9 protein-coding genes are annotated in these 20,588 nt (G+C 63.3%); 2 read left to right on the top strand and 7 right to left on the bottom strand.

The window, feature by feature from the left end; translation table 11 throughout:
- Nucleotides 1-85 precede the first annotated feature (85 nt).
- Complete coding sequence (locus PO883_RS18435) at nt 86-3,115, bottom strand: Tn3 family transposase (RefSeq protein WP_289311066.1); 3,030 nt, start codon at nt 3,113-3,115, stop codon at nt 86-88.
- Nucleotides 3,116-3,334: 219 nt separating this feature from the next.
- On the opposite strand from PO883_RS18435, the gene PO883_RS18430 reads away from it, so the two are divergent.
- On the top strand, nt 3,335-3,946 hold the full coding sequence (locus PO883_RS18430; protein ID WP_167241030.1) for a recombinase family protein: 612 nt from the start codon (nt 3,335-3,337) through the stop codon (nt 3,944-3,946).
- A gap of 51 nt (nt 3,947-3,997) precedes the next feature.
- On the opposite strand, the gene PO883_RS18425 is transcribed toward PO883_RS18430, so the two are convergent.
- Together PO883_RS18425 and PO883_RS18420 are read right to left on the bottom strand one after the other, a co-directional pair.
- On the bottom strand, nt 3,998-4,396 hold the full coding sequence (locus tag PO883_RS18425) for a hypothetical protein (RefSeq protein ID WP_054264748.1): 399 nt from the start codon (nt 4,394-4,396) through the stop codon (nt 3,998-4,000).
- 108 nt (nt 4,397-4,504) lie between these two features.
- Nucleotides 4,505-5,437, bottom strand: coding sequence for an NADP-dependent oxidoreductase (locus tag PO883_RS18420; protein WP_167241026.1), 933 nt, complete (start codon nt 5,435-5,437; stop codon nt 4,505-4,507).
- A gap of 140 nt (nt 5,438-5,577) precedes the next feature.
- Between PO883_RS18420 and PO883_RS18415 the strand changes: the two genes are divergently transcribed.
- Nucleotides 5,578-6,471, top strand: a complete 894-nt coding sequence (locus PO883_RS18415) for a LysR family transcriptional regulator (protein WP_289311065.1) — start codon at nt 5,578-5,580, stop codon at nt 6,469-6,471.
- Between the two features lie 473 nt (nt 6,472-6,944).
- Here PO883_RS18415 and PO883_RS18410 read toward each other — a convergent pair whose 3' ends face one another.
- The 4 genes from PO883_RS18410 to PO883_RS18395 all read right to left on the bottom strand — a co-directional run bounded on the left by PO883_RS18410 (nt 6,945) and on the right by PO883_RS18395 (nt 20,497).
- Nucleotides 6,945-7,175 carry a hypothetical protein gene (locus tag PO883_RS18410; RefSeq protein WP_289311064.1) on the bottom strand — a complete coding sequence of 77 codons (231 nt, stop codon included), beginning with the start codon at nt 7,173-7,175 and terminating at the stop codon, nt 6,945-6,947.
- 313 nt (nt 7,176-7,488) lie between these two features.
- Nucleotides 7,489-8,433 (bottom strand): 2OG-Fe(II) oxygenase family protein, encoded by a 945-nt coding sequence (locus PO883_RS18405; protein WP_289311063.1) that lies wholly within the window; start codon nt 8,431-8,433, stop codon nt 7,489-7,491.
- Between the two features lie 26 nt (nt 8,434-8,459).
- Complete coding sequence (locus PO883_RS18400) at nt 8,460-9,431, bottom strand: 2OG-Fe(II) oxygenase family protein (protein ID WP_289311084.1); 972 nt, start codon at nt 9,429-9,431, stop codon at nt 8,460-8,462.
- Between the two features lie 5 nt (nt 9,432-9,436).
- A complete protein-coding gene (locus tag PO883_RS18395) occupies nt 9,437-20,497 on the bottom strand; it encodes a non-ribosomal peptide synthetase (protein ID WP_289311062.1) in 11,061 nt (3,686 codons plus the stop codon).
- Nucleotides 20,498-20,588 lie beyond the last annotated feature (91 nt).

The raw sequence follows: 20,588 nt of genomic DNA, 5'->3' as shown, positions 1-20,588 counted from the left end.
GGCTAGACCGCGTACGTGATATAGCCGACGCGCGCACCGTCCTTTGCATAAATGGGGGTCTAAGCCGGAACCCCAGAAAATTCCGTCAGCCCAACTTCAACCCGGCGAGGAGCGTGTCAAGGTCGATCATCTCGCCTCCGTTCTGGAAGGTGTAGTGCCCGTTGAGCAGGATGTGCCGCCAAGCTGCCGGCGATATCTGGGTGATCAGCGCCACGGCCTTGGTGTTGCCGTCCGCTTCGTACTTCGTCAGCAATCTCGACAGGATGGCCGAGTTGTAATAGATGATCGCATTACCGATCAGTCTGGCGCACTGGTTGCTAATCTCAATTTCGATGTCGGTACGACCGGTCAATTCCTTCTTTCCCCCGACCTGCGCGATGGTCGAGCGTAACTGGTGGTAAGACTCGATGCGGTTCTGCGAACGATGCACGTTTCGTTCCAGTTGCGGATTGCGCAGGTAGCGCAGCGTGTAGATGCTGCGCACCAGCTTGTCGAACTCAAAAATGGCACGCCGTGTCGGATTCGGCGCTGTGTAGGTGCATAGCTTGCGGATCAGCGTGCCCTGGGTCATTTCCTTGAGGGCCAGCGTGGCTACGATCTGATCGATATTCGCCTTCTCGTTAACGATGAGCTCCCGGTCGATCTGAGCGACTGGACGAATCAGGCACTTCTCATACAGCGCCGGATCGTCGGCGCAATACAATTCCTGGAGTTGGTCTTCGAGGTCGGTGAAGCGCGGCTCGAAACGCAGTCCGTACCAGTGCAGGATAGCGAAGTTGGCCTTGTTGACGCTGTGCATATCGCCGGTGATCGCGGTCGGCACGATATTCGACGTATTGCGATACCAGATATCGAACACGTGGTGGCCTTCGTAGTCATGCGCACCGATCAGGTAGCCGTTGAGCGGAATGTGGTTGCATAGCAGCGTATAGGCGACCACGCCCTTTCCACGTCCGAAATATTTGCGCGAGTAGCGTGCCTTCACGGTTGGCCGTTCGACGCCGAACTTCTGACCGTCGACGGCACCGTACAGCGTATTCAGGTCGAAAGAGTAGTGAGGGAAGATCGGCAGCGCAGCAATGGCGTTGCTGATGCAGTCGTTGGCCGCGTGCAGCGACGCTTGTCGTAGGTACTGCTGGTAAGTTGATTCCAGCACATGGTAGGGGATGTCGCTGGTGCGCGCCATGACCTGGTTGCCGTGGTTCATCGCCTGCGCGATGATGACCGCCATCAGGCTATCGGAATCGGCCACTTTTTTCGCATAGCGCGGTTGCAACGGCGTCAGCGCCGACAAGAACTGGCACTGTCCGTTGACGAAGCGAAACACGTCGGCCACGTCGCAGAACGGCAGCTGCTCGTAGAGCCCTTGCTCATGTGCCTTATGGTTCTCGGCCTTGGGTCTGCGCCAGGTTAGCGCCTTGGTATCTTTGTTGTACTCCATGTGCGTGAGCTTGCCCTGTTTCAGTTCACGATTGAACGTCAACCATTGCACATGCAGTTCGGCGGTCAGGGCGTCGAGTTGCGCTTCAATCGGCTGGCGCAGGAACGGAATGTCCATCTCGGCCAGCATGTCGGCCTTTTCGTCCATCGAGACCAGTTCGTCGGAGAAATGGCGGTGTTGCAGGCTATCATCGAGATAGAGTTCGCCCGACTTGAAACGTTTCCGGATTTGCCGGTACAGCCAGAACTCATAGCGGTCAGCATGCAGGCCCGTTGGCTTGCCATCGGCATCGAAGACCAACAGATACGAACGCAACCGTTTTGGCAGCGTTGCTGGCGGGCACTCTGCCAGCGGCCGTTGCGACAGACGTTGCTGCTTAGTGAACACGCTCTTGGCCCAGAACAGCGCCGCGAGCCATGGACTGTCCGGTTCGGTGCCGGCGAAGTCGAGCGCGACATATAGAGGTCGTAGATGACGGCGGATGCGTTCAGCCAGGCCGTCCACCGCCTGCCAGTGCAGAGCCAGCTTGCTCACCGGCTTCACACTCATGCGCTGTCCGGTGATCTGGAGTGTGTCTTTCGGCATGATCTTGTACGCGCGCTGCCGCACGTTGCCAAACGGCGTGGTATCAGCCACCGTGTCATCGACATAGAGCAGCAACAGGCGGCCAACCTGCGGCGTATCCGGTTGACGGCGCACCTGTTCGGCGACATACAGTTTTTGCGCGCCGGCGCTGCTCTCTTCCTCCAACTTCTTCATATGGTAAGCCATCGCATCGACCAGGTTGTCGGAGAGTTGCCGGTAGCGCTGCCAGGCATAGCACAACAAGTAGAGGCGGGTCTGATCCGCCTTGAGGCTGCGCAGGTCATGGACGGTGTAGAAGCTCGCCAGACTCGCGTAGTAGAGCAAGTTCTGTTGCGAAACACCCAGCTTTGGCAGAAGGTCCTTGGCAATTCTGTGCAACGGCTCCAGCAAAGCGCGCTTCTCGCGTTCGCGGATCATCTGACGCCAGCCGAAGTCCTTGGCGTCCTGCTTGAGCGCCGCCAGCTGGGACAAGGTGTCATCACGCACCAGAAGCTGGGCCAGCGCGTCCATGGCCGCGTCGTCCAGCGCTTCCGCCAGGAGGCCGCCCACCCGCCGACGTTCGGCGGACAGGGTTTCGCTGACCAATTCTTGCAGCGTGGTGTAGCCGGGGCGGATGATTTTGTGTTCATTGAGCCAGACAATCAACTCGGCGGCCACAAACCCCGGCGTCGCATCGCGCCTTGCGGTCAGCGCGGCCTGTTGTCCAAGCTGCGGCAGGAAGTCGGCCGTCCACAGCTGGTAGCCGAACAACTCGGCGATTTGCCCGCGCTGAGCGTAATGCTCATGCTTGGTGATCGGCTTACGGTCAAACGCCTCGTCGTGAAAATAATGGTTTAGTACGAAGGTGCCGTCATCATCGACATCGGTCCAGTCGAAGCGGAAGAAGGACTGCTTGGCCTTGAAGTAGCCGATCTGCAAGACGCAATAGACCTGGGCATGCAGGCCTGGCCGGCTACTGGCGAGCGCCAATTCGGTTTCCGTCAATGCCAGGTATTCCATCCGCTGTGCATCGTCGAAGTCTGGCAGGCCGTACAGGGCTTCTTGCTCAGCCTCTGACAGAACACTGAGCAACTTATTTTTTTGTTTCATCCATAATCTTTCCAAGGCTAGCTGACCAGCGTTAGCGTTTCGGTCAAAGTCCAGGTTGGTTTGTTGGCACCGCAAAGCAAGCCGAATTCTGTTACATTATGAGCGAGGCGCGCCGTTTACGTGTCTTACATTAAATAACGGGTTAAGTGACATTTTTTGATGATTGGCAAGTGGCAGGAAAGACTGTCACACAATCGACCGTATAAGTGACAATAAGATATGCTAATTGGGTACATGCGGGTATCGAAGACCGACGGGTCGCAAACGACACACCTGCAGCGAGATGCGCTGGAGGGAGCCGGTGTTGATCCGAAGCATCTATATGAAGATCAGGCATCTGGCAAACGGGAAGATCGGCCTGGTTTGGCAGCTTGTCTCAAGGCGCTCCGGGAAGGCGATACGCTCGCGGTATGGAAATTAGACAGGCTGGGCCGGGATTTGCGCCATTTGATCAATACGGTGCATGATCTGACCGCGCGCGGTGTGGGGCTGAAGGTGCTGACCGGGCACGGCGCTGCGATCGATACGACTAGTGCGGCGGGCAAACTGGTCTTTGGCATTTTTGCCGCGCTGGCCGAGTTTGAGCGCGAACTTATTTCTGAGCGCACAGTCGCCGGACTAGCGTCCGCGCGAGCGAGAGGCCGTAGCGGTGGGCGGCCGTTCAAGATGACACCTGCCAAGCTGCGCCTGGCGATGGCGGCAATGGGCAAGCCGGAAACGAGTGTTGGCGCGCTTTGTGAAGAACTTGGCGTTACGCGGCAGACTTTGTACCGCCACGTGTCACCAAAGGGAGAACTACGCCCGGACGGTGAAAAGTTGATCAAGGCGTGATTTTCGACTGCAGCATGAACGATCTGCTCAGGCAGCAGCCGCCAACAGCAGTCAGGCAATATGGCACCAGCGTTGCACCGCTTCGGCTGTGTCAAATGGACTTGTATTAAAGCAAATCCGTGCCTGTGGGGCATATTCATGGACAACGTTGAGCACCTTCTCGAACAGAAGAAAGTTTTTGTCAATAGCGCGCATGCCTGCACCGATCACGACGCAGTCATAGCTGTTTTGTTCCAGCGTGGTGCGAATCACTGCCTCTGCCGTTTCGCCAAAGTCAGTGAGGCACAATTTTGCGTCGTAACCCAAGGCGTTCAGTGCGGCGATGTCCTTGTCCAGTCCGCCTTGCACCTTCTCGGCCGTCATGCCGGGGAAGGCTGCGTAGGCCGGATCGGCGAAGTCGATAAGTTGTGGCTGCAGGCCGATGGATAAAACAGATTTTTTGGCGGTCATGATGTTTTCCGGGGTGGTGGTAGAAAGTTTTCGAACGTGTGACGCCGTTGCTGGATGGCTACGCACTGGCTTGCAAGTAGTTTTTTTCAAATCAAAGGCGGATCGGGTTTAAGCGCAGACGCGAAGAATCATCTTCCCACGGGTCTTTCCACTTTCGCCCAGGCGATGTGCTTGTGCCGCATCGGCCAGCGCAAACTCTTGACCGACCAGCACCCGCAACTTTCCGCTGTCCACCAACGCCGCCAATTGAGTCAGCACCTCGCCACGCGGAGACGAAAAGACAAACGCGCCTCGTGCATCAGCGGCAGCGGCCCGTTCTTGCGAGGGCGGTTGGGTCGTTGCTACCAGCAAGCCGCCGGCGCGCAACGTAGCCCAGGATGCCTCTTGCGTGGCGCCCCCAAGCGTATCGAGTACCACATCCATGTTGCGGGCGATTTGCTCGAATTTCTGCGTGCGATAGTCAATCACCTCGTCCGCACCAAGGCTCTGCACCAACGCCACATCGGCGGTCCCCACCGTGGAGGTGACGTGCGCTCCTTGCGCTTTGGCCAGTTGCACTGCAACGCTGCCCAGCGCACCGGCGCCACCGTGGATCAACACACGCATACCGCGCGCCAGCTGAGCCGTTTCGATCAAAGCTGTCCAAGCCGCTAGGCCCGGTATGGGCAGAGCCGCCGCCGTAGTGAACGACACAGTACGAGGCTTAAGCGCAACTTGCGCGGCATCGACCGCCACGTAGTCGGCATAGGTGCCACCACGGGCGAATTCCGCATAGAAAAACACTTCGTCACCGGGAGAAAAAGCCGTAACCGCGCCACCGACTGCAGTTACGACGCCGGCCGCATCCGAACCCGAGGTAAAAGGGAGTAATTTTGGGATCATGTGTGCCACGTTCCCACTTCGAATTTTCCAGTCAATTGGATTGATGCCGGCCGCGATCACGCGCACCAGTACATCGTTGGGGCCGCAGGAGGGGACGGGCACTTCTTCCAGTTGCATTTGACTGGCATCGCCGTAGGCGTGAATTCGTATAGCTTTCATTTTCTACTCTTTCTAATGGGTTGTCGGGGTGTTGAACAGTTGAACCCGTTGACGGAATGAAATGAATCTTAATCTTCTTCGAAATTGGATGCAATCGAAGCTACTGGATAATATTTATCCATATATGGAATAATGAATACATGGAAAATCTCTCCGCTCTACACGATATGGCCTTGTTCGTTGAGGTGGCGCGCACCGGCAGTTTTAGCCGCGCCAGCATCAAGCTGGGCGTGCCCGGCGCAACGCTGTCGCGGCGTATTGCCGCGATGGAGCGCCATTTCGGTGTGCGCCTGCTGGACCGCAGCACGCGCCACGTCGCGCTCAGTGACGCCGGGCGTCGCTACTTCGAGCGCTGCGCCCACTTGGTGGACGAGGCACGATTGGCGCAAGAGGCTCTGTTCGAGACAGTCAATCGCCCGGTTGGTCATGTGCGCGTGTCGATGCCGGTGGACCTAGGTCTGACGCATATCGGCCCCTTGCTGCCTGACTTTGCCCGCCAGTATCCCGGCATCAGTCTGGATCTGGACTTGTCACCCCGCTTCAGCGATCTGGTCACCGAGCATGTGGACCTTGCCATCCGCTTGGGAGAGGTTGTAGGCGATCTACTGGTGGTGCGGCGCCTTGGGGCAATCGAGCAGTTCCTGTTCGCGGCCCCTGGCTACTTGGCGCTGCACGGCCGTCCCCAACAACCCGCCGATCTGGTGGAGCATGCCTGCATCACCGCTGGCAGTGCGCAGCAAGCCAGCAATTGGCTCCTGCAGCGCGATGGGCACGCCATGGAGGTTCAGGTACGCGGCCACTTCGGCATCAATAACCCCGGATTGATCAGGCTGCTAGTGGAGCGAGGCTTGGGAATCGCAGCCCTGTCACACAAATTGGCACGCGAAGCCGTCGACGCCGAGCGCTTGGTCCGCGTGCTGCCTGATTGGGCGTTCAAACCTATGGCAGTGCACGCCGTAATGGTCAGTCGCATGCAGTCGGCGAGCGTGCGCGCCTTGGTGGATTTTTTAGCCGCCCGCCTTTCACTGGAATGAATGAGGGCGCAACTGCTAGCCCGCAGCAAGCTGCAAGCTGCGGCACAACAGCCGTTGCGTGGACCACCAAGCTACCAAATGTCATCTGGTGGTAGCTTCGCTCCCACCAAGCCAACAATTGGCAGGATTTCGCTTTGGCCGGAAAAATCCGGGGTTCCGGCTTAGACCCCCTAAATGGTGGCCTGCTGATCGTTGCCGGTCTTCTTGCGGCCCGGTTCAGCTACCCGCGCCGACGGAACGCAATATATTGGATCGCAAACCATCGGATCGCCGGCACATGTGTGGGTGCCTGGCGGTGGAAAAATTGCAATGGGTTACGTAGTAGCGACACAAAACTGCGTCACATGCATACAGCGCGGCACAAAACGCCAACATTTCTCGCAAAACGGGAAAGTTGGCGTTTTGTGCCGGCGTGCTGTATGCCCGCGCCTTGCCAAGCTATTCGGACAGTCGAGCCGAAGATAGCGTTTCCATCATCCTTTATTTAACATAATATAGATTATGCGAATTATGCACAGTTGAAATGCGGCCCCCGAGTCCAGGAAAAAGGCCGGCTCTGGTTCAAGCACCACCGCTTTTTCGAGCGCACCGGGATTGCCCCGAAAAACCTGCGCTTTAGTCTTGAGCGGCCGCAGAAGGCGGAACATTGCAGTCAATTGCGGATCACCCATTTCATCGATGACCGCCGCGATGCGCTCAGACAATTAAGCGGGATAGTCGAGCATCGTTTCCTGTTCGGCCCCCAAGAGGACCCAGGAGCGTCGCGCAGGGTCGTGGGATACCGGCCTGGCGCGATGCCTTGGCGCCGGGCTAGGCGCGTAAGGCAACAGCCAGGCCGCTACCCGATTGTTACTGCTGGCCGACATTACTGCTGGCCGACCGCACCGGCCAAGATACGCTCATCATGCAGCGCCTCGGGAAAACCGGTCATCGACATGAACGCAGCTCGACGTTGACATAGGGAGCCCACTTGGGTGATCTTCGTTTCCGACAATGCCCAATCGTGCCGGATCATCCTCAATGAAGCTCCGCGGCAGGGGTCTGCATGGCGACGTAGTTACTGCCGATCCATTCGCCAAAGGTCGCGGTGTCGGTGTCGAGGCAGACATCCAGCCCGTACTTCTTAGCTTCCGGAACCGAAAACGTAAAGCTCGGGCTGGGCCGAAGGAAAAATACACTCGAATTGCGCCCGCTACCCGCACGCAGGCGTGCCGGGGGCGCCGCAACATGATGACGCGGCGCCGGAACCGCGCCTTGCGTGACCAAGGTGGCGATGGCGCCACACAGCACCAGCATCGTATCGGGCATGACGGGCAAATCAACCGTTTCGCCGCCGATCTGCGCGCGCAGGCTGACAAAACCATTGGCACACGCGGTCTGGTGGATCAGCGAGACGATCGACAGGTCATAGTGGGGTGCCATGCGTAACGGCTCGCATTCGGCCACCCGGTGCTCAGGTACTTCAGGGAAGTAACGCAGTCGGAGGACAGGGTCGCAGTCGAGCAGCTTGTCCAGGTCTTGTCCGCTGTGCGGGTCGACTGCCATCAGCAACGCCCGCGCCGTTTCCTGCGCCACGCCGTACAGTCGCCGAAAATAGTCTTGCCAGATCGTCTCGAAGCGGGTGGAGGGAAACAGGTTGTTGGATAGCCCCATGGAATAGCACATCGAATAGTCGGTGTATTGCCCGGTATTGGTCACGGTGGCCGTGCTTTCCGCTTCCAGCGGCGAATAGCCGCGCCGGGTTGTCTTGAGCGTGGGTGTCAGGGCGCGCCGTTGTTCCGCGCTGCTGTGCTGGAACACTTCCATTGCCACATCCGCCGCGCGGCGGTGGTCCTGTTCCGACAGGCCGCACTGCGACAGGTAAAAGACACCCTGTTGCGTGGCGCAGCGGCGCAACTCATCCTGGCGCTTGCCTTGCTGCAGTTCTGCCAGGCTGATTACTGGCACCGTTGTGTCTGCCATGATCTTGCTCCCGTGATAGTTGGCCGTCAGGTCTGGCCGTTCCTGCGGATCAATTCCGCCAACCCGTGCTGCAAATACGCGCCATAGGCCACATCTGGGTTGGGGCCGGCGCGTGCCTTGGCGTGCGGGTTGAAAGGCTGAAGCGTTGCATCGTTGCCCGCGTGGACGAAGAATGGCAGCGACAAGCGCTCGGCGTTGACCCATTTCACCCTGTGCAGCGGCGCGCGGTAATAGCCCATCGTCAGGTGTTCCATGAAGGTGCCGCAGTTGACCAGGAAGTGCTCGCCAGAGACCGGCACGTCCAGCCAGCCGTCCGCCGTTTCGACCTGCAGGTTCGCAATGGGCGTCTGGAACAGCACGGTCAGGAGGGAGACGTCCACATGGCTCTCGAAGCTCAGCCTGGTCCCGTCGGCACCGATGATGGTGGCCGGGTAGTCGTCCAGGTAGGGATAGCGGATCAGCGAGGCGGCCGAGAGCGTATCGGCGGGCGTGACATGGACATCGAAATAGCCCTCCTCTTTGCCGAGCGCGAGCGCGTAGCCGCGCAGCAGGGCGCGCGAGAGCGCCAGCATGTCGGCGTAAAACTGTTCGCAATAAGCACGAAAGCCTGGATGGGCCGCATCGTCAGGCCACCAGTTCACCTCATGCATGGGAGCGCCCTTGCGTATCATCGGGTGCTCGTCGGTGAAGGCCGGATTCAGGTAGCAGAAGGACTCGACCGCCTTCTTGCCCTTGATCGCCATGTAGTAGCCGTTGCGCACATGGGGATTGGCCGGGTTGTAGGCATGGATGGCAATTCGCAATTTCTCCTGCTCGGTCATGGCATGGTGGAAGCGATTGACTTGTTGCTGCAATCGCGTCACATCGATTCCGTGGCCTGATGCGTAAAAGAAGCCGTCGGCGCGGCTGGCGCTGTCGATCTGCGCCGCTGCCCTGCGCCGGGCCTGGGCATCGCCGCCTAGCAACGGTCCGATATCGATGACCGGGACATGGGCCATGGCGCTCACGACGCCTCCATCAGTTCGTCGATCAGCCGGCACATGGACGTGACGACGGTGCTGTCGCGGACCCACGAATGGTGGGTCTGACCGCGCAAGAATTCGACCCGGAGGTTTTGTTGAGGCAGCAAGTTGTCGAGGTAGTTGCAGCGCGTGTCCTGGTAGTAGGCGAACAGCAAACGCTGGACTTCGCTCCTGACCACCTCATTGGGCTGCTCCGCCTTGAACAGCACCACCGTGCCAAGCCGTTCGGCGAGCAGGTCCAGGTCGGCCTGCGCCGGCGCGTAGCGGTAATTGATGGGGTCGAGCAGGCGCTCGTCGGTTGCCAGACCCAGGTCCGCCGATGCCTTGGGCACCGCGAAATACGCGTCGATGATGAACAGGTTGGCAAGCTGTTTCCCCAAGCGGGCCAGCTGGTTGGCAATCTCGACCGCCAATACGCCCCCGAAACTCCAGCCCAGCAAGCTGTATGGACCGGCGCCTTGTAACTGCTCAATCTGCTCGACATAGTAGCTGGCCAGCGCCTCGAACGACTCCCCCGGCGCGTGAAGGTGCAGGTTATTGAAGACGACCAGCCGGTGTCCGGGCAATTGCGCGGCGATGTTACCCAGGTAGCTTTCCGCGCCCCCCTCGCCCGGCGGCAGCATGAACAAGGTGCCGCCGGGCGCGCACTCGTTGATCACGACATACGGATCGAACCGCATCGGTCCGGTTTGCATGGGCTCGAACTGCCCCGGTTCGAACCGGCCTGGTGTGCGGTCGGCAGGCACGCGGGTCGCCGTTGCCGTATGAGCAATGAGCGAATGCAGCGCCGCTTCCAGTGCCTCGGCAAACCGTTGCGTTGTTGCGCGGTCCAGCCGCGCTTCGATCAGTGCAAGCAATTGTCCGCCGGTGCGCACCATGGTGATATCGACAGCGCAGTCACTGGCAGCCTCCCCTACTGGGGCGGCCAGACAAGCGCCGTCGAGGCGCCAGGCCGCGTGCGCCGCGCCATGCGCCTGCGATCCGGCATCCAACAGGCCCAGATAGTTGAAGCTAACCCCGGGCAAGGGAGTACTGTCGCTGCCGTAGATGCCGTGCGGGGCGCCATAGCCTAAGCCATGCAGCGGTGTGCGGCGCCGGTTTTCCCTGGTGCGCAGCAGGCTTGCGCCCAGGTCGCGGCACACCTCGAGCGGCAAGGGATGCATGGTGGTGAACCAGCCGACGCAATCGCGCACGTCGGGGCCGTGTTCGAGCTGTTCGCGACCGTGTTCTTCCACGGTGACGATGTTGCTTGCGCGTCCGGTAAGGGCCTGCAGCGCATAGGCCAGCGCCGTGAGCAGCAGGTCGTTCACGTCGGTCTCGTAGGCCCAGGTGCTGTCGTTGATGAGACGGGCCGTCTGGTCGGCCGTGAGCTGGAAGCGCACACGCTGCGTAGGCGCATCGTGGCGCGCTGCCAGCACGCCATCGGCCTTGTCGCGCGCCACCGCCAGCGCGAGCTGCGACCACCAGCTGCGCTCGTCGGCGCCGGCCTGGTAGCGCTGCACGGCCTCGCCCCAAGCGCGCAGCGTGGCGCGGCGTGGACCGAGGGTGCCGCCATGGTAGAGGATTTCCAGGTCTTCGGTGATGATGCGCCAGCTGACCACATCGGCAATCAAGTGGTGCATCGCAAACCACACCCGCGCGCCGCCGTCCTCGCTGCCATGCAGGTAGAGTGCGCAGTACAAGGGGCCGTGCTCGAGGTCGATGCTGCGCTGACTAGCGCGCAGGTGGCTCTGCAACGTCGCTTCGGGCATGTCGCGCACATCGAGCTGGGACAATACGGGCCGGGCAGGCGCGCTGTAAAACTGCTCGTGGCCCGTGCCACTTGCGCGGAAGCGCAGCCAGAAGGCATCATGATGGTCCACCAGCTCGCCCAGGGCCGCGCGCAGCTTGTCCGCATCCAGCACGCCGGTGCGGATCACGAAATGCTGGTTCCAGCATGACTGGTCAACGATCGGCTTGGCAAAGAACCAGCGCTGGATGGGGAGCAGCGGGCATGCACCGGCCGGAATCTGGGGCGCTGGGGCTTCTTGTGGACAGGCCCGTTGCGAACGCAACTGCGCAGCCAGGGCGCGAACGGTGGGGAAATCGAACACCTGCTTGACGCTGACGGCCGCACCACTGTGGCGCTGTGCCATGCTGGCCAGGCGCAGCGCGCCGATGCTGTCCCCGCCGCTGCGAAAGAAGTCATCGTCAATCCCGACGGCATCTGCTGGAATCTGTTCTGCCCACATCCGGCACAGGCGCGCCTCGAGCCGGTCGCGCGGCCCGCAATACGGCGCCGGGCTGAACTTGGCGGGCGGCACCGGCAACGCCCCGGTATCGAGCTTGCCGTTGATCGTGACAGGCAAAGGATGCGTGAGCCGCACCAGCTGCGACGGCACGGTGCCCGGTGCCAGCGTTGCGCGAAGCGCCGACATGAGCGCGGTGGGGTCGACCATTGCTCCGTCGGCAGGCAAGTAATAGGCGAGCAGGCGCTGCCCGCCTGATCCCTGCGCCTCGTCTTGCGCGACCACGGCGCAGGCGCTCACGCCACCGAAGGCGATGATGGCAGCTTCGATCTCGCCAGGTTCGATGCGCAGCCCGCGCACCTTGAGCTGCTTGTCGTTGCGCCCCATGAAGCGCAGGGCGCCGTCGCGCTCCACCCGGACCAGGTCGCCAGTCGTGTACAGCACCGCGCAACTGCCCGTGCGGCGCTCCGCGTCGGTTTGCAGGTGATTGGCGACGTAGTGCTCGGTGCTCAGCGCAAGGCGGTTGAGGTAGCCGTCGGTGACGCACTCGCCGGCGATATGCAACTGGCCGCATTCACCCGGCGGCACTGCCTGCATGGCGTCGTCCAGCACATACAGGCTGGTATTGGAGAGCGGCTCGCCAAGGTCATTTGCAAAGGGCGCACCAGGGGCGAAATAGCGCACGGTGTTGTAGACGGTGGTCTCGGTCGTGCCATACGCGTTGTAGAGCTGGCCGGCGTACTGGCGTCGGACCTGGTCGAAATGGTGCTTGAGGAAGGCCTCGCCGGCGACCACCACGGTCCGCAGGTGCGCAAAGCGCGCCAGGTTGAACTGCCCGACCTGGGTCGGCGTGCCGCTCAGGAACGTGAGCTGCTCGCGTTCGGCGCAGTCATACAGGCCCGCTTCGTCCGCCGGGGCGATCAGCAGCTTGTGCCCACTCAGGATGGAGAGCGCGATCTGTTCGATGGAAAAGTCGAAGACGTAATTTGACAGGAACAGCACCGTCTGCGCGCTGCCATCTGCCATATCGGCATACCGCGCCTGCAGGCTGCGATGGAAACTGGCGGCGTTGCGGTGGGTGACCAATACTGCCTTGGGCTGGCCGCTGGTGCCCGATGTGTAGATCGCATATGCCAGGTCGGCTGCGGTATGGCGAAGGGCGAGGTTGGCGCCGGAACCGACATCGGGGGCCAGACAATCGATGTCGAGCACGGGCAGCATGGCGTCGCCGAGCAGGCGCTCCAGGCGCGCGCAGTAGCCGCTATTTGCCAGCACCAGGCGGGCGCCGGTATCTTCGAGCAGGAAAGCGATGCGCGCATCGGGACAAGCCGGATCGATGGGAACGTAGGCGGCGCCCGACTTCCAGACGGCAAGCATCGCCACCACCATGCGTGCGCTCTTGTCGAGCACCAGGGCGACCAGGTCACGCGCGCGCAGCGCAGCACGCTGGCGCAGCTGGCGCGCCAGCCGGTTGGCCTGCTCGTTGAGTTCACGGTAGGTGAGACGGCCGCTGCCGCACACCAGTGCAATCGCGTCAGGCACCTTGGCGGCCTGGCTCTCGAACAGGGCATGCAATGGCAGCAGCGCTTGCTGGGTTTGTTGCGTTTGTTGCGTTTGTTGCCACTGTTGGGTTAGTTGCGTCCGTTGCGCATCGAACAGCAGCGCCGGTGGCACGGGCGAATCGAGCCACCCGACGCCGCGCGCAAACTGTTCCAGGACATGGGTGAAACTGGCCAGCAGGCGCTCGACCGTGGCAGCGGCAAACAGCGACGTGGCATAGGTGACGCTGCCGTGCAAGCCATCGCCGGTCTCCTGGAACATTACCGAGAGCTCGAACTTGACGCTGGTGGGCGATGCGTTAGCAGGCGCGTACGGCGCCAGCACCGCGTCGCTTGCTGGCATGTCGGACCATGGCAGCAGGGTGAAGTTGACCTGTGCCAGTGGCGGGCGGCCCGCTTCGAGCGCCATGCCGGCCAGCTTGAGCACGCGTTCGAATGGCAGGTCGGCATGGGCCTGGGCGCCCTGCACAGCGGCGCCAACCGATTGCAGATAGGCCCGCAGCGTCAGTGCGGGATCGGGCCGCACCCGTATCGCCAGCAGATTGGCCATCAGGCCGACCACGCCCGCAAATGCGGGCTTGCCCCGGTTGGCGAACGGCGTGCCGATCACCAGGTCGCGCTGGGCGCAAGCGCCATGCAGCATCAGGCCCCAGGCGGCAAGCAGGGTGCTGTACAGGCTGACATTGGCTGCACGCGACAGTTCCCTCAGGCAATCTACCATGTTTGCCGCGAGCCTGACCGGGATCTCGCGGCCAAGGTAGTCGAAGCGTGCCGGGCGCGCAAAATCGCACGGCAGGCGCAGCGGTTCGCAGGCGGCCAGGTTGGCGCGCCAATAGTCGTCGAGCCGGGCCAAGCGCTCGCCATGCAGCATGCGGCGTTGCCACACCGCATAGTCGGCGTAGCGCGCTGCGATCGCAGGCAGCCTGCCCGGCGGCGTGCCAGAGACCAGGGCGTTCAGTTCGCGCCGAACGATCTCCCACGAACAGCCGTCGAAGCAGGTATGGTGGAACACCAGGCTCAGGTAGACGGTATGCGACGCGGATGGCAGCCGAATCACGGCGGCCAACAGCGGCGCCTGTTCATCGAGCCGGAACACATGCCCTGCCCTGGCCGCGAGGATCTCGTCGAGCTGCGCTTGGCCATGCGCCGTCAGCGCATCGACCCCGAAGCGTGCCAGCGCATCGGCCTGGGGCAGCGTATGCAAGCGGTGCGCGCCGTCGCTGCCGACGCGAAGCAGCGTGCGCAGCGCGGCGTGCCGGCCGAGCACGGTGCGCACCGCCTCGGCCAGCGCGTCGGCGCAGCGGGCGTCGGCGCACAGGGTGAACGCAATGTTGTAGGCACTCGTGCCGGCCTGCACCGCGTCGATGAACAGCAGGCGCTCCTGGGCGAACGACACCAGCGGGAATGCCTCGGGGGCGGCGCCATGGACTTGAGCGCCCTGCCCGGCGGCCTGCGCAATGTGGCGGGCCTGGGATGCCACCGTGGTAGCCTGGAAAATGGTCGCCACGCTCACATCGCAATCGAATGCACTGGTGGCGGCGTGCGCCAGCGCCATGGCACGCATGCTGTCGCCACCCAGGGAAAAGAAGTCGTCATGGACCCCGATGCGCTCGGGCGCGACCCCGAGCACGCGCGACCACACGTCGCGCAGGCGCGCTTCGATCCCGTCGGACGGCGCGTCGTGCCGGCTGGCCGGTGCCAGCACCGGGTGCGGCAGCCTTGCGCTGTCGAGCTTGCCGCTGGCGGTGACGGGGATCTCGGTGATCCGCAGTACGTGCACGGGCACCAGCGCCGCCGGCAGGACCCGCGCCATGCTGCGCTTGAGTTCCCGTTCGTCCAGGTCGCGCTCGGCCAGGTAGAAGCCGATGATGTACTTCTGCGCGCTGGCCCCGTCAAGGCCCGCGCTGCGCTCGCGGGTGATCACCAGCGCCCGGCGCACGCCGCCACATGCCGCCAGCGCCGCTTCGACTTCCCCCAGTTCGACCCTCAGGCCGTTGATCTTGACCTGGAGGTCGGTACGCCCCAGGTACTCAAGTTCGCCGTTGGGCAACCAGCGCGCCAGGTCGCCGGTCCGGTACAGGCGCTCCCCTGGCCCCGCGAAAGGGGTGTCGATAAACCGCTGCGCCGTCAGTTCACGCCGGTTGAGGTACCCGCGCGCGACCCCGGCCCCGCCGATATACAGCTCGCCGATGCCACCGATCGGGACGCGCTGCATGTCGGCGTTGAGCACATGACAGCGTGTATTGGCGACCGGGAAGCCAATACTGCGGTCAAGGCGCGCCTCGCCGCTGCCATACAAGCGCTTGTGACTGGTGATCGAGATCTCGGTGGGGCCGTAGCCGTTGATGATCATCCCGTGCGGGAACGACTTGCGGATCCGAGCAAACACCGCTTCCGACAGGTCTTCGCCGATCGCATCGATGCGCTTGAGCGTGCGGGCCTCGGAGAAATCGTACATCGACAGCACCGATGGCGTGCCGGACAGATAAGTCACCTGCTCTGCATTGATGCAACGGCACAGGGCGCGCTGGTCGGCGCGGATGGCGTCGTCGAGCAGGACCAGTTTCTGGCCATTGAGCAGCGCGCCGGTCATGACCTCGACAAAATGGTCGAACACGTAGTTGGAAAACGTGAGCATGGCCTCGTCGCCGTGCTCCGGGTCGAGCTTGAACAGCGCTGCCAGCGATTGCTGCAGGTTGACCACCCCGCGGTGTTCGACCAGCACGGCCTTGGGTTTGCCCGTGGTGCCGGAGGTGTAAATGGCATAGGCCAGGTCGGTGCTTGCCGTGGCCAGGCCCAGGTTGCCGGCCGCCTCGCCTTCCACGTCCAGGGTGTCGGCATCGATGACAGGGGGCCGTTGCGCGCCCGTGGCCAGAGCATGCAGCCGGGCGGCGTGGCGACTGCTCGACAGGACCAGGCAGGCATCGCTGTCGTGCAGCATGAAGGCGATGCGCTCGTCGGGGTAGCCGGGGTCGATCGGCACATAGGCCGCGCCGGCTTTCCAAAGCGCAAGGATGGCCACGATCATGGCCTCGCCCTTGTCCATGACCAGCGCTACGCGCGCGTCGGGGTGCAGGGGCGCCAGGCGCCGCAAGCGACGCGCCATCCGGTTGGCCTGCTCGTTCAGTTCGCGGTAGCGCATGCGCCTGGCGTGCCAGGCCAGCGCGATGCGTTCGGGCCACTGCGCGGCGACTTCCTCGAACAAGCTGCTGAGGGTCTGGTCGTCGCGAAAGCGCACCTGCTTGCCGTTCCATGCATCGAGCGTGGCGCCCATCCCGGCCGGCAGCAATGCCAGCGCCGACACCTGCTCGCGCATGCCGTGCGAGATCTGCACCAGCAGCGTGCGCACCACCGCCAGCAGCGTCTCGACCGCAGCGCGGTCCATGATTTCGCCGGCGTACCAGGCCGTGAGCGACAAGGCGCCGCCCTCTTCTCGTGCCACTGCCGCCAGCGGATGGTCGACCCGGTCGGCGTCAACGTCGCGCGTGTAGCGCAGCAGAGCGTGCTGCTGCTGCTGGTGCGCGTCATCCTGCAGGCGCGGATAATTTTCAAGGACCAGCAGGGTGTCAAACAGGCTGCGCTTCATGCTGGGACCTTGCAGACGCCCCAGCTCAACCAGGCTGCACGCGTTCATGCGGAGGACGTCTTGCTCGATCTCGCCGATCGCGCGTGCGACCTCGAGCGTGGCTTGGTGCGCATGGTCCACGATCAGCGGCAAGGTATTGATATACAGGCCGACCGAGGTCTCGATGCCGGCAATCGGCATGTTGCGGCCCGATACGATCGTACCGACCACCGTGGTACGCCCGCCGCCAAAGGCGTGCAGCGCCTTGTGCCATGCGAACTGCAGCACCGAATGCAGGGTGAGCTTGTGCTCCCTGCAAGCGCGGCCCAGCGCGGCCATGTCGGCCCCATCGAGCAGCATTCTGGCCGCGCTGCGCTCGCGCACCCGGTCGTAACCGGCGAGGGTGAGCCGGTAGCGGCTGGCCGGACTGAGCAGGCCGCTGTAGTCGCCCCGCTCCTCGATGCGCGCCAGCTGACCGGTCCAGTAGTCGACATGGTCGTGCCGGTGCGCCTGCCAGTAGCGCTGGGCAGCCAGGTAGGCATGGTCCACTTGCGGCGCAGGCTGGCCACCGGCGGCCAGCGCGAGGTAGCTGCGATGCACGTGCTCGTACAGCACCTGCAGGCTCCAACCATCAATGACGAGGTGGTGGCAGCTGAACAGTTCAGCGAAGCGCTCTTCGCCCAGTTTGACCAGATACACCCGGCACAGGTGCCCTTCGCGCGGATGATACGGCTCGGCGCGATCGGCCTCGCGCAGCAGCGCGACCTGGCGCTGCGGCTCGGCATCGTTCGATGCATCGCTGAAGCGCCAGTCCAGGCCACCGTCGTCGGGACCTGCAACCTGCAGCGGGCATTCGCCGCTTTCAAAGCGCAGCCGCAAGCTGGGAAATGCGCTGCGCGCGCCTTGCCAGGCCTGCTGCAGGTACGCCGGGTCGATCTGGACATGGTAGTAGCACAGCGATTGCACGACGTACGCATCGTCGCCTTGCGCGCGGCGGGCGGCATGGTAGAGCAAGCCCTGCTGAAGGCTGTTGGCCAGCAAAGGCGTGGGGTCGGCAGCAAGCGCGCAATCGTTTGGCTCAGACCCAGACCCGGACCCAGACTCAGGCTCAAGGTCAGGTTCGGGTGCGGCCTGACCTTGCGCGCGCAAGTACGCGGCGATGGCGCCCAGGGTGCGCAGCCGGAAGATGGCTTCCACGTCGATGTTTGCGCCCAGGTGCAGCCGGATGCGGCTGGCCAGCACGATGCACGAAATACTTTGTCCTCCGTAGTGGAAAAAGTCGTCGCCGTCGTTGACTGCGGCGGCGGGAATGCCCAGCACCGCGCTCCAGATGGCACGCAAGGGCGCCGGCGCCGGCTCGCCCGCGGCGGCGCCGGCGGGCGCAACGCCGGGGTCCGGCAAGGCACGCCGGTCCACCTTGCCGTTGATGTTGAGCGGAATGCGCTCCAAGCGGATCATGCGCATCGGCAGCATCGCCTTGATGAGCCGCGCGCCGAGAAAGTCCAGCAAGTCGGTTTCAGCAATCGGCACGTCGGGATCGGCCGTGAAGTAGCCGACCAGGCGCCGGCTGGCAGGCTCGCCCGCAACCAGCTCATGTGCCACCACCACGCACCGGTGCACCCCGGGATATTCGCCCGCCCGTACTTCGATCTCGCCAGGTTCCACCCGGACCCCGTTGATCTTGAGCTGGAAGTCGGCCCGCCCCATGTATTCCACTTCGCCGCCGGGCAGCATGCGCGCCAGGTCGCCGGTCCGGTAGATGCGGGCGTTGTGGCCGCGCGCCCGGTCGGACGCCGACTGGAACGGGTTGGCGAAAAACGCCTTGTCGGTCAGCGCCGCCTGGTTCAGGTAGCCCGGCGCGACGCCGCACCCGCCGATGTAGAGCTCGCCAATGGCGCCGATCGGCAATGGCTTGCGGCCCTGGCTGAGGATGTACCAGGTGATATTGCGCAGCGGTCTGCCGATGCTGCGGTCGGGCCGCTCGACGCAGCCTGGCGCAAACTCCTTGATGGCGGTCACGAAGGCCGATTCGGTAAACGCGTATTCGTTGACGATGCGTCCGTCAAATTGCTCGCGCAGGCGGCGCAAGATCGCGCCAGTCAGTTCTTCTCCGACCAGCAGCAATTTTTTTAAGGCAGTGCAGCGCCGCAGGTCCACATGCTGCAGCACCGAACCGGTGACGTTCAGGTAAGTGACCCGGTGTTCGGCCAGGTATGCTGGCAAGCGCTCAGGGTCAAGCCGGATGTCATCGGGTACCACCACCAGCGTCTGCCCGTTGATCAGGGCAATCAGGGTTTGCCGCAGGTGGGGCTCGAAAACATAGGAGGCGAACAGGGCAACCTGCTCCGTCCCCGGCTCGCGCATGTCGTAGCGCTGCGACAGGTCGGTGATGCTGTTGACCACGCTGCGATGTTCCTTCGGCACGCCCTTGGGCACGCCCGTGGTGCCCGAGGTGTACGTGATGTAGGCCAGGTCTCCGCTGTCGAGCCGCAGCGCCGGTTTGTGGCACGGCATCGCGCCGGCCGTGCCGTCGGCATCGAGCGCCGATTCAATCTCGACAATGACTGCCTGCGAGCCGCAGCCGGCCAGTATCTCACGCATGGCCGCAAGGTGGCGCCGGTTGCAGATGATGGCCGCGGGACGGGTGTCGGCAATGCTCAGGCGCACGCGCTCGGCCGGATATTCCGGATCGATGGGAACGTAGGCCGCCCCCGCCTTCCAGATGGCGAGGGTGGCAATCACCCCCAGCTCGCTCTTGTCCATGTACAGCCCGACGCGCTCGCCCGGCTTGGCGCCGACCGCGCTGCCCAGCAGCCAGTGGGCCAGCTGGTTGGCGCGTTCGTCGAGCTCGCGGTAGCCGATCACCGCGCTGCGGCAGCGCACCGCGACCTGCTCCGGGGTGCGCCGCGCCGCCTCCTCGAACAGCTCGTTGAGCCGCTTGTGATGGGCGAATTGGCCGTCGGTGCGGTTCCAATGCGCCAGCTGGCGACGCTGTTCGTCGGTGATCAGCGCCAGGTCGCGCACCAGGCTGTCGGGCATGCGCAGGTACTGCTCGAAAACCGTCGCCACCACGTCGAGGAGGCCACCGATGACCGCCTCGTCGAACAGGTCGGCCGCGTACGCGATGGTCCAACCCAGGCCGCCGAGGCCGTCGTCGTGCACCAGTGCCACCAGCGGCGCGGGCGGCAGCGCGGCGTCGGCAAGGTCGCTCGCGGCCAGCATCAGGGCGGTGTCGAACTGGCTGCGCCGCAGCAGCCTGTCTGGATGGGGACAAACGGCCAGCGCCTGCAGCGCATCCGCGAACGCCGCCACGGCCTCGCCGCAGCGCATGCCGGCCTGCGTTCGATGGTCGACGATGGTGGGCAGCAGTCGTGGTCCGTCGATCATCGCGACCACGGTGCAGCTGCCGTGGCCGAACGCACCAAGGGTCGAGTGCAAGGTGGCCAGGGCACAGGCTGCCAGCGTTGAGGCCTGGCCCGCCGGCGAGCCTTGCTTCAGGGCCGCATATGTAGCGCCGTCGATGCTCACTGTACGCCGCGCGCTCTGGCGCTCGGTCCCGTCATCGCGGGGGACCAGCTTGTGCCGCCACTGGTCACGCAACAGGACATCCAGGTCGCAGCGGCTGGCCGAGACTTGCTCGATCCGCCGCAACCATTCATCGACCGAACCCGCAGCATCGGTTGTCATCATGGCACTCTCACACCCGTTGCGGCGGGACGCGGCGACTGCCGCAGCCCCGCCTGGTCATTTGAAGGCGACTGCCCCGCTACGCGCACCACGT

The organism is Massilia sp. DJPM01, from assembly GCF_030348125.1.
In the GTDB taxonomy this organism is placed as follows: Bacteria; Pseudomonadota; Gammaproteobacteria; order Burkholderiales; family Burkholderiaceae_D; genus Telluria_A; species Telluria_A frigida.
This window is presented reverse-complemented; position numbering and strand designations above follow the sequence as displayed.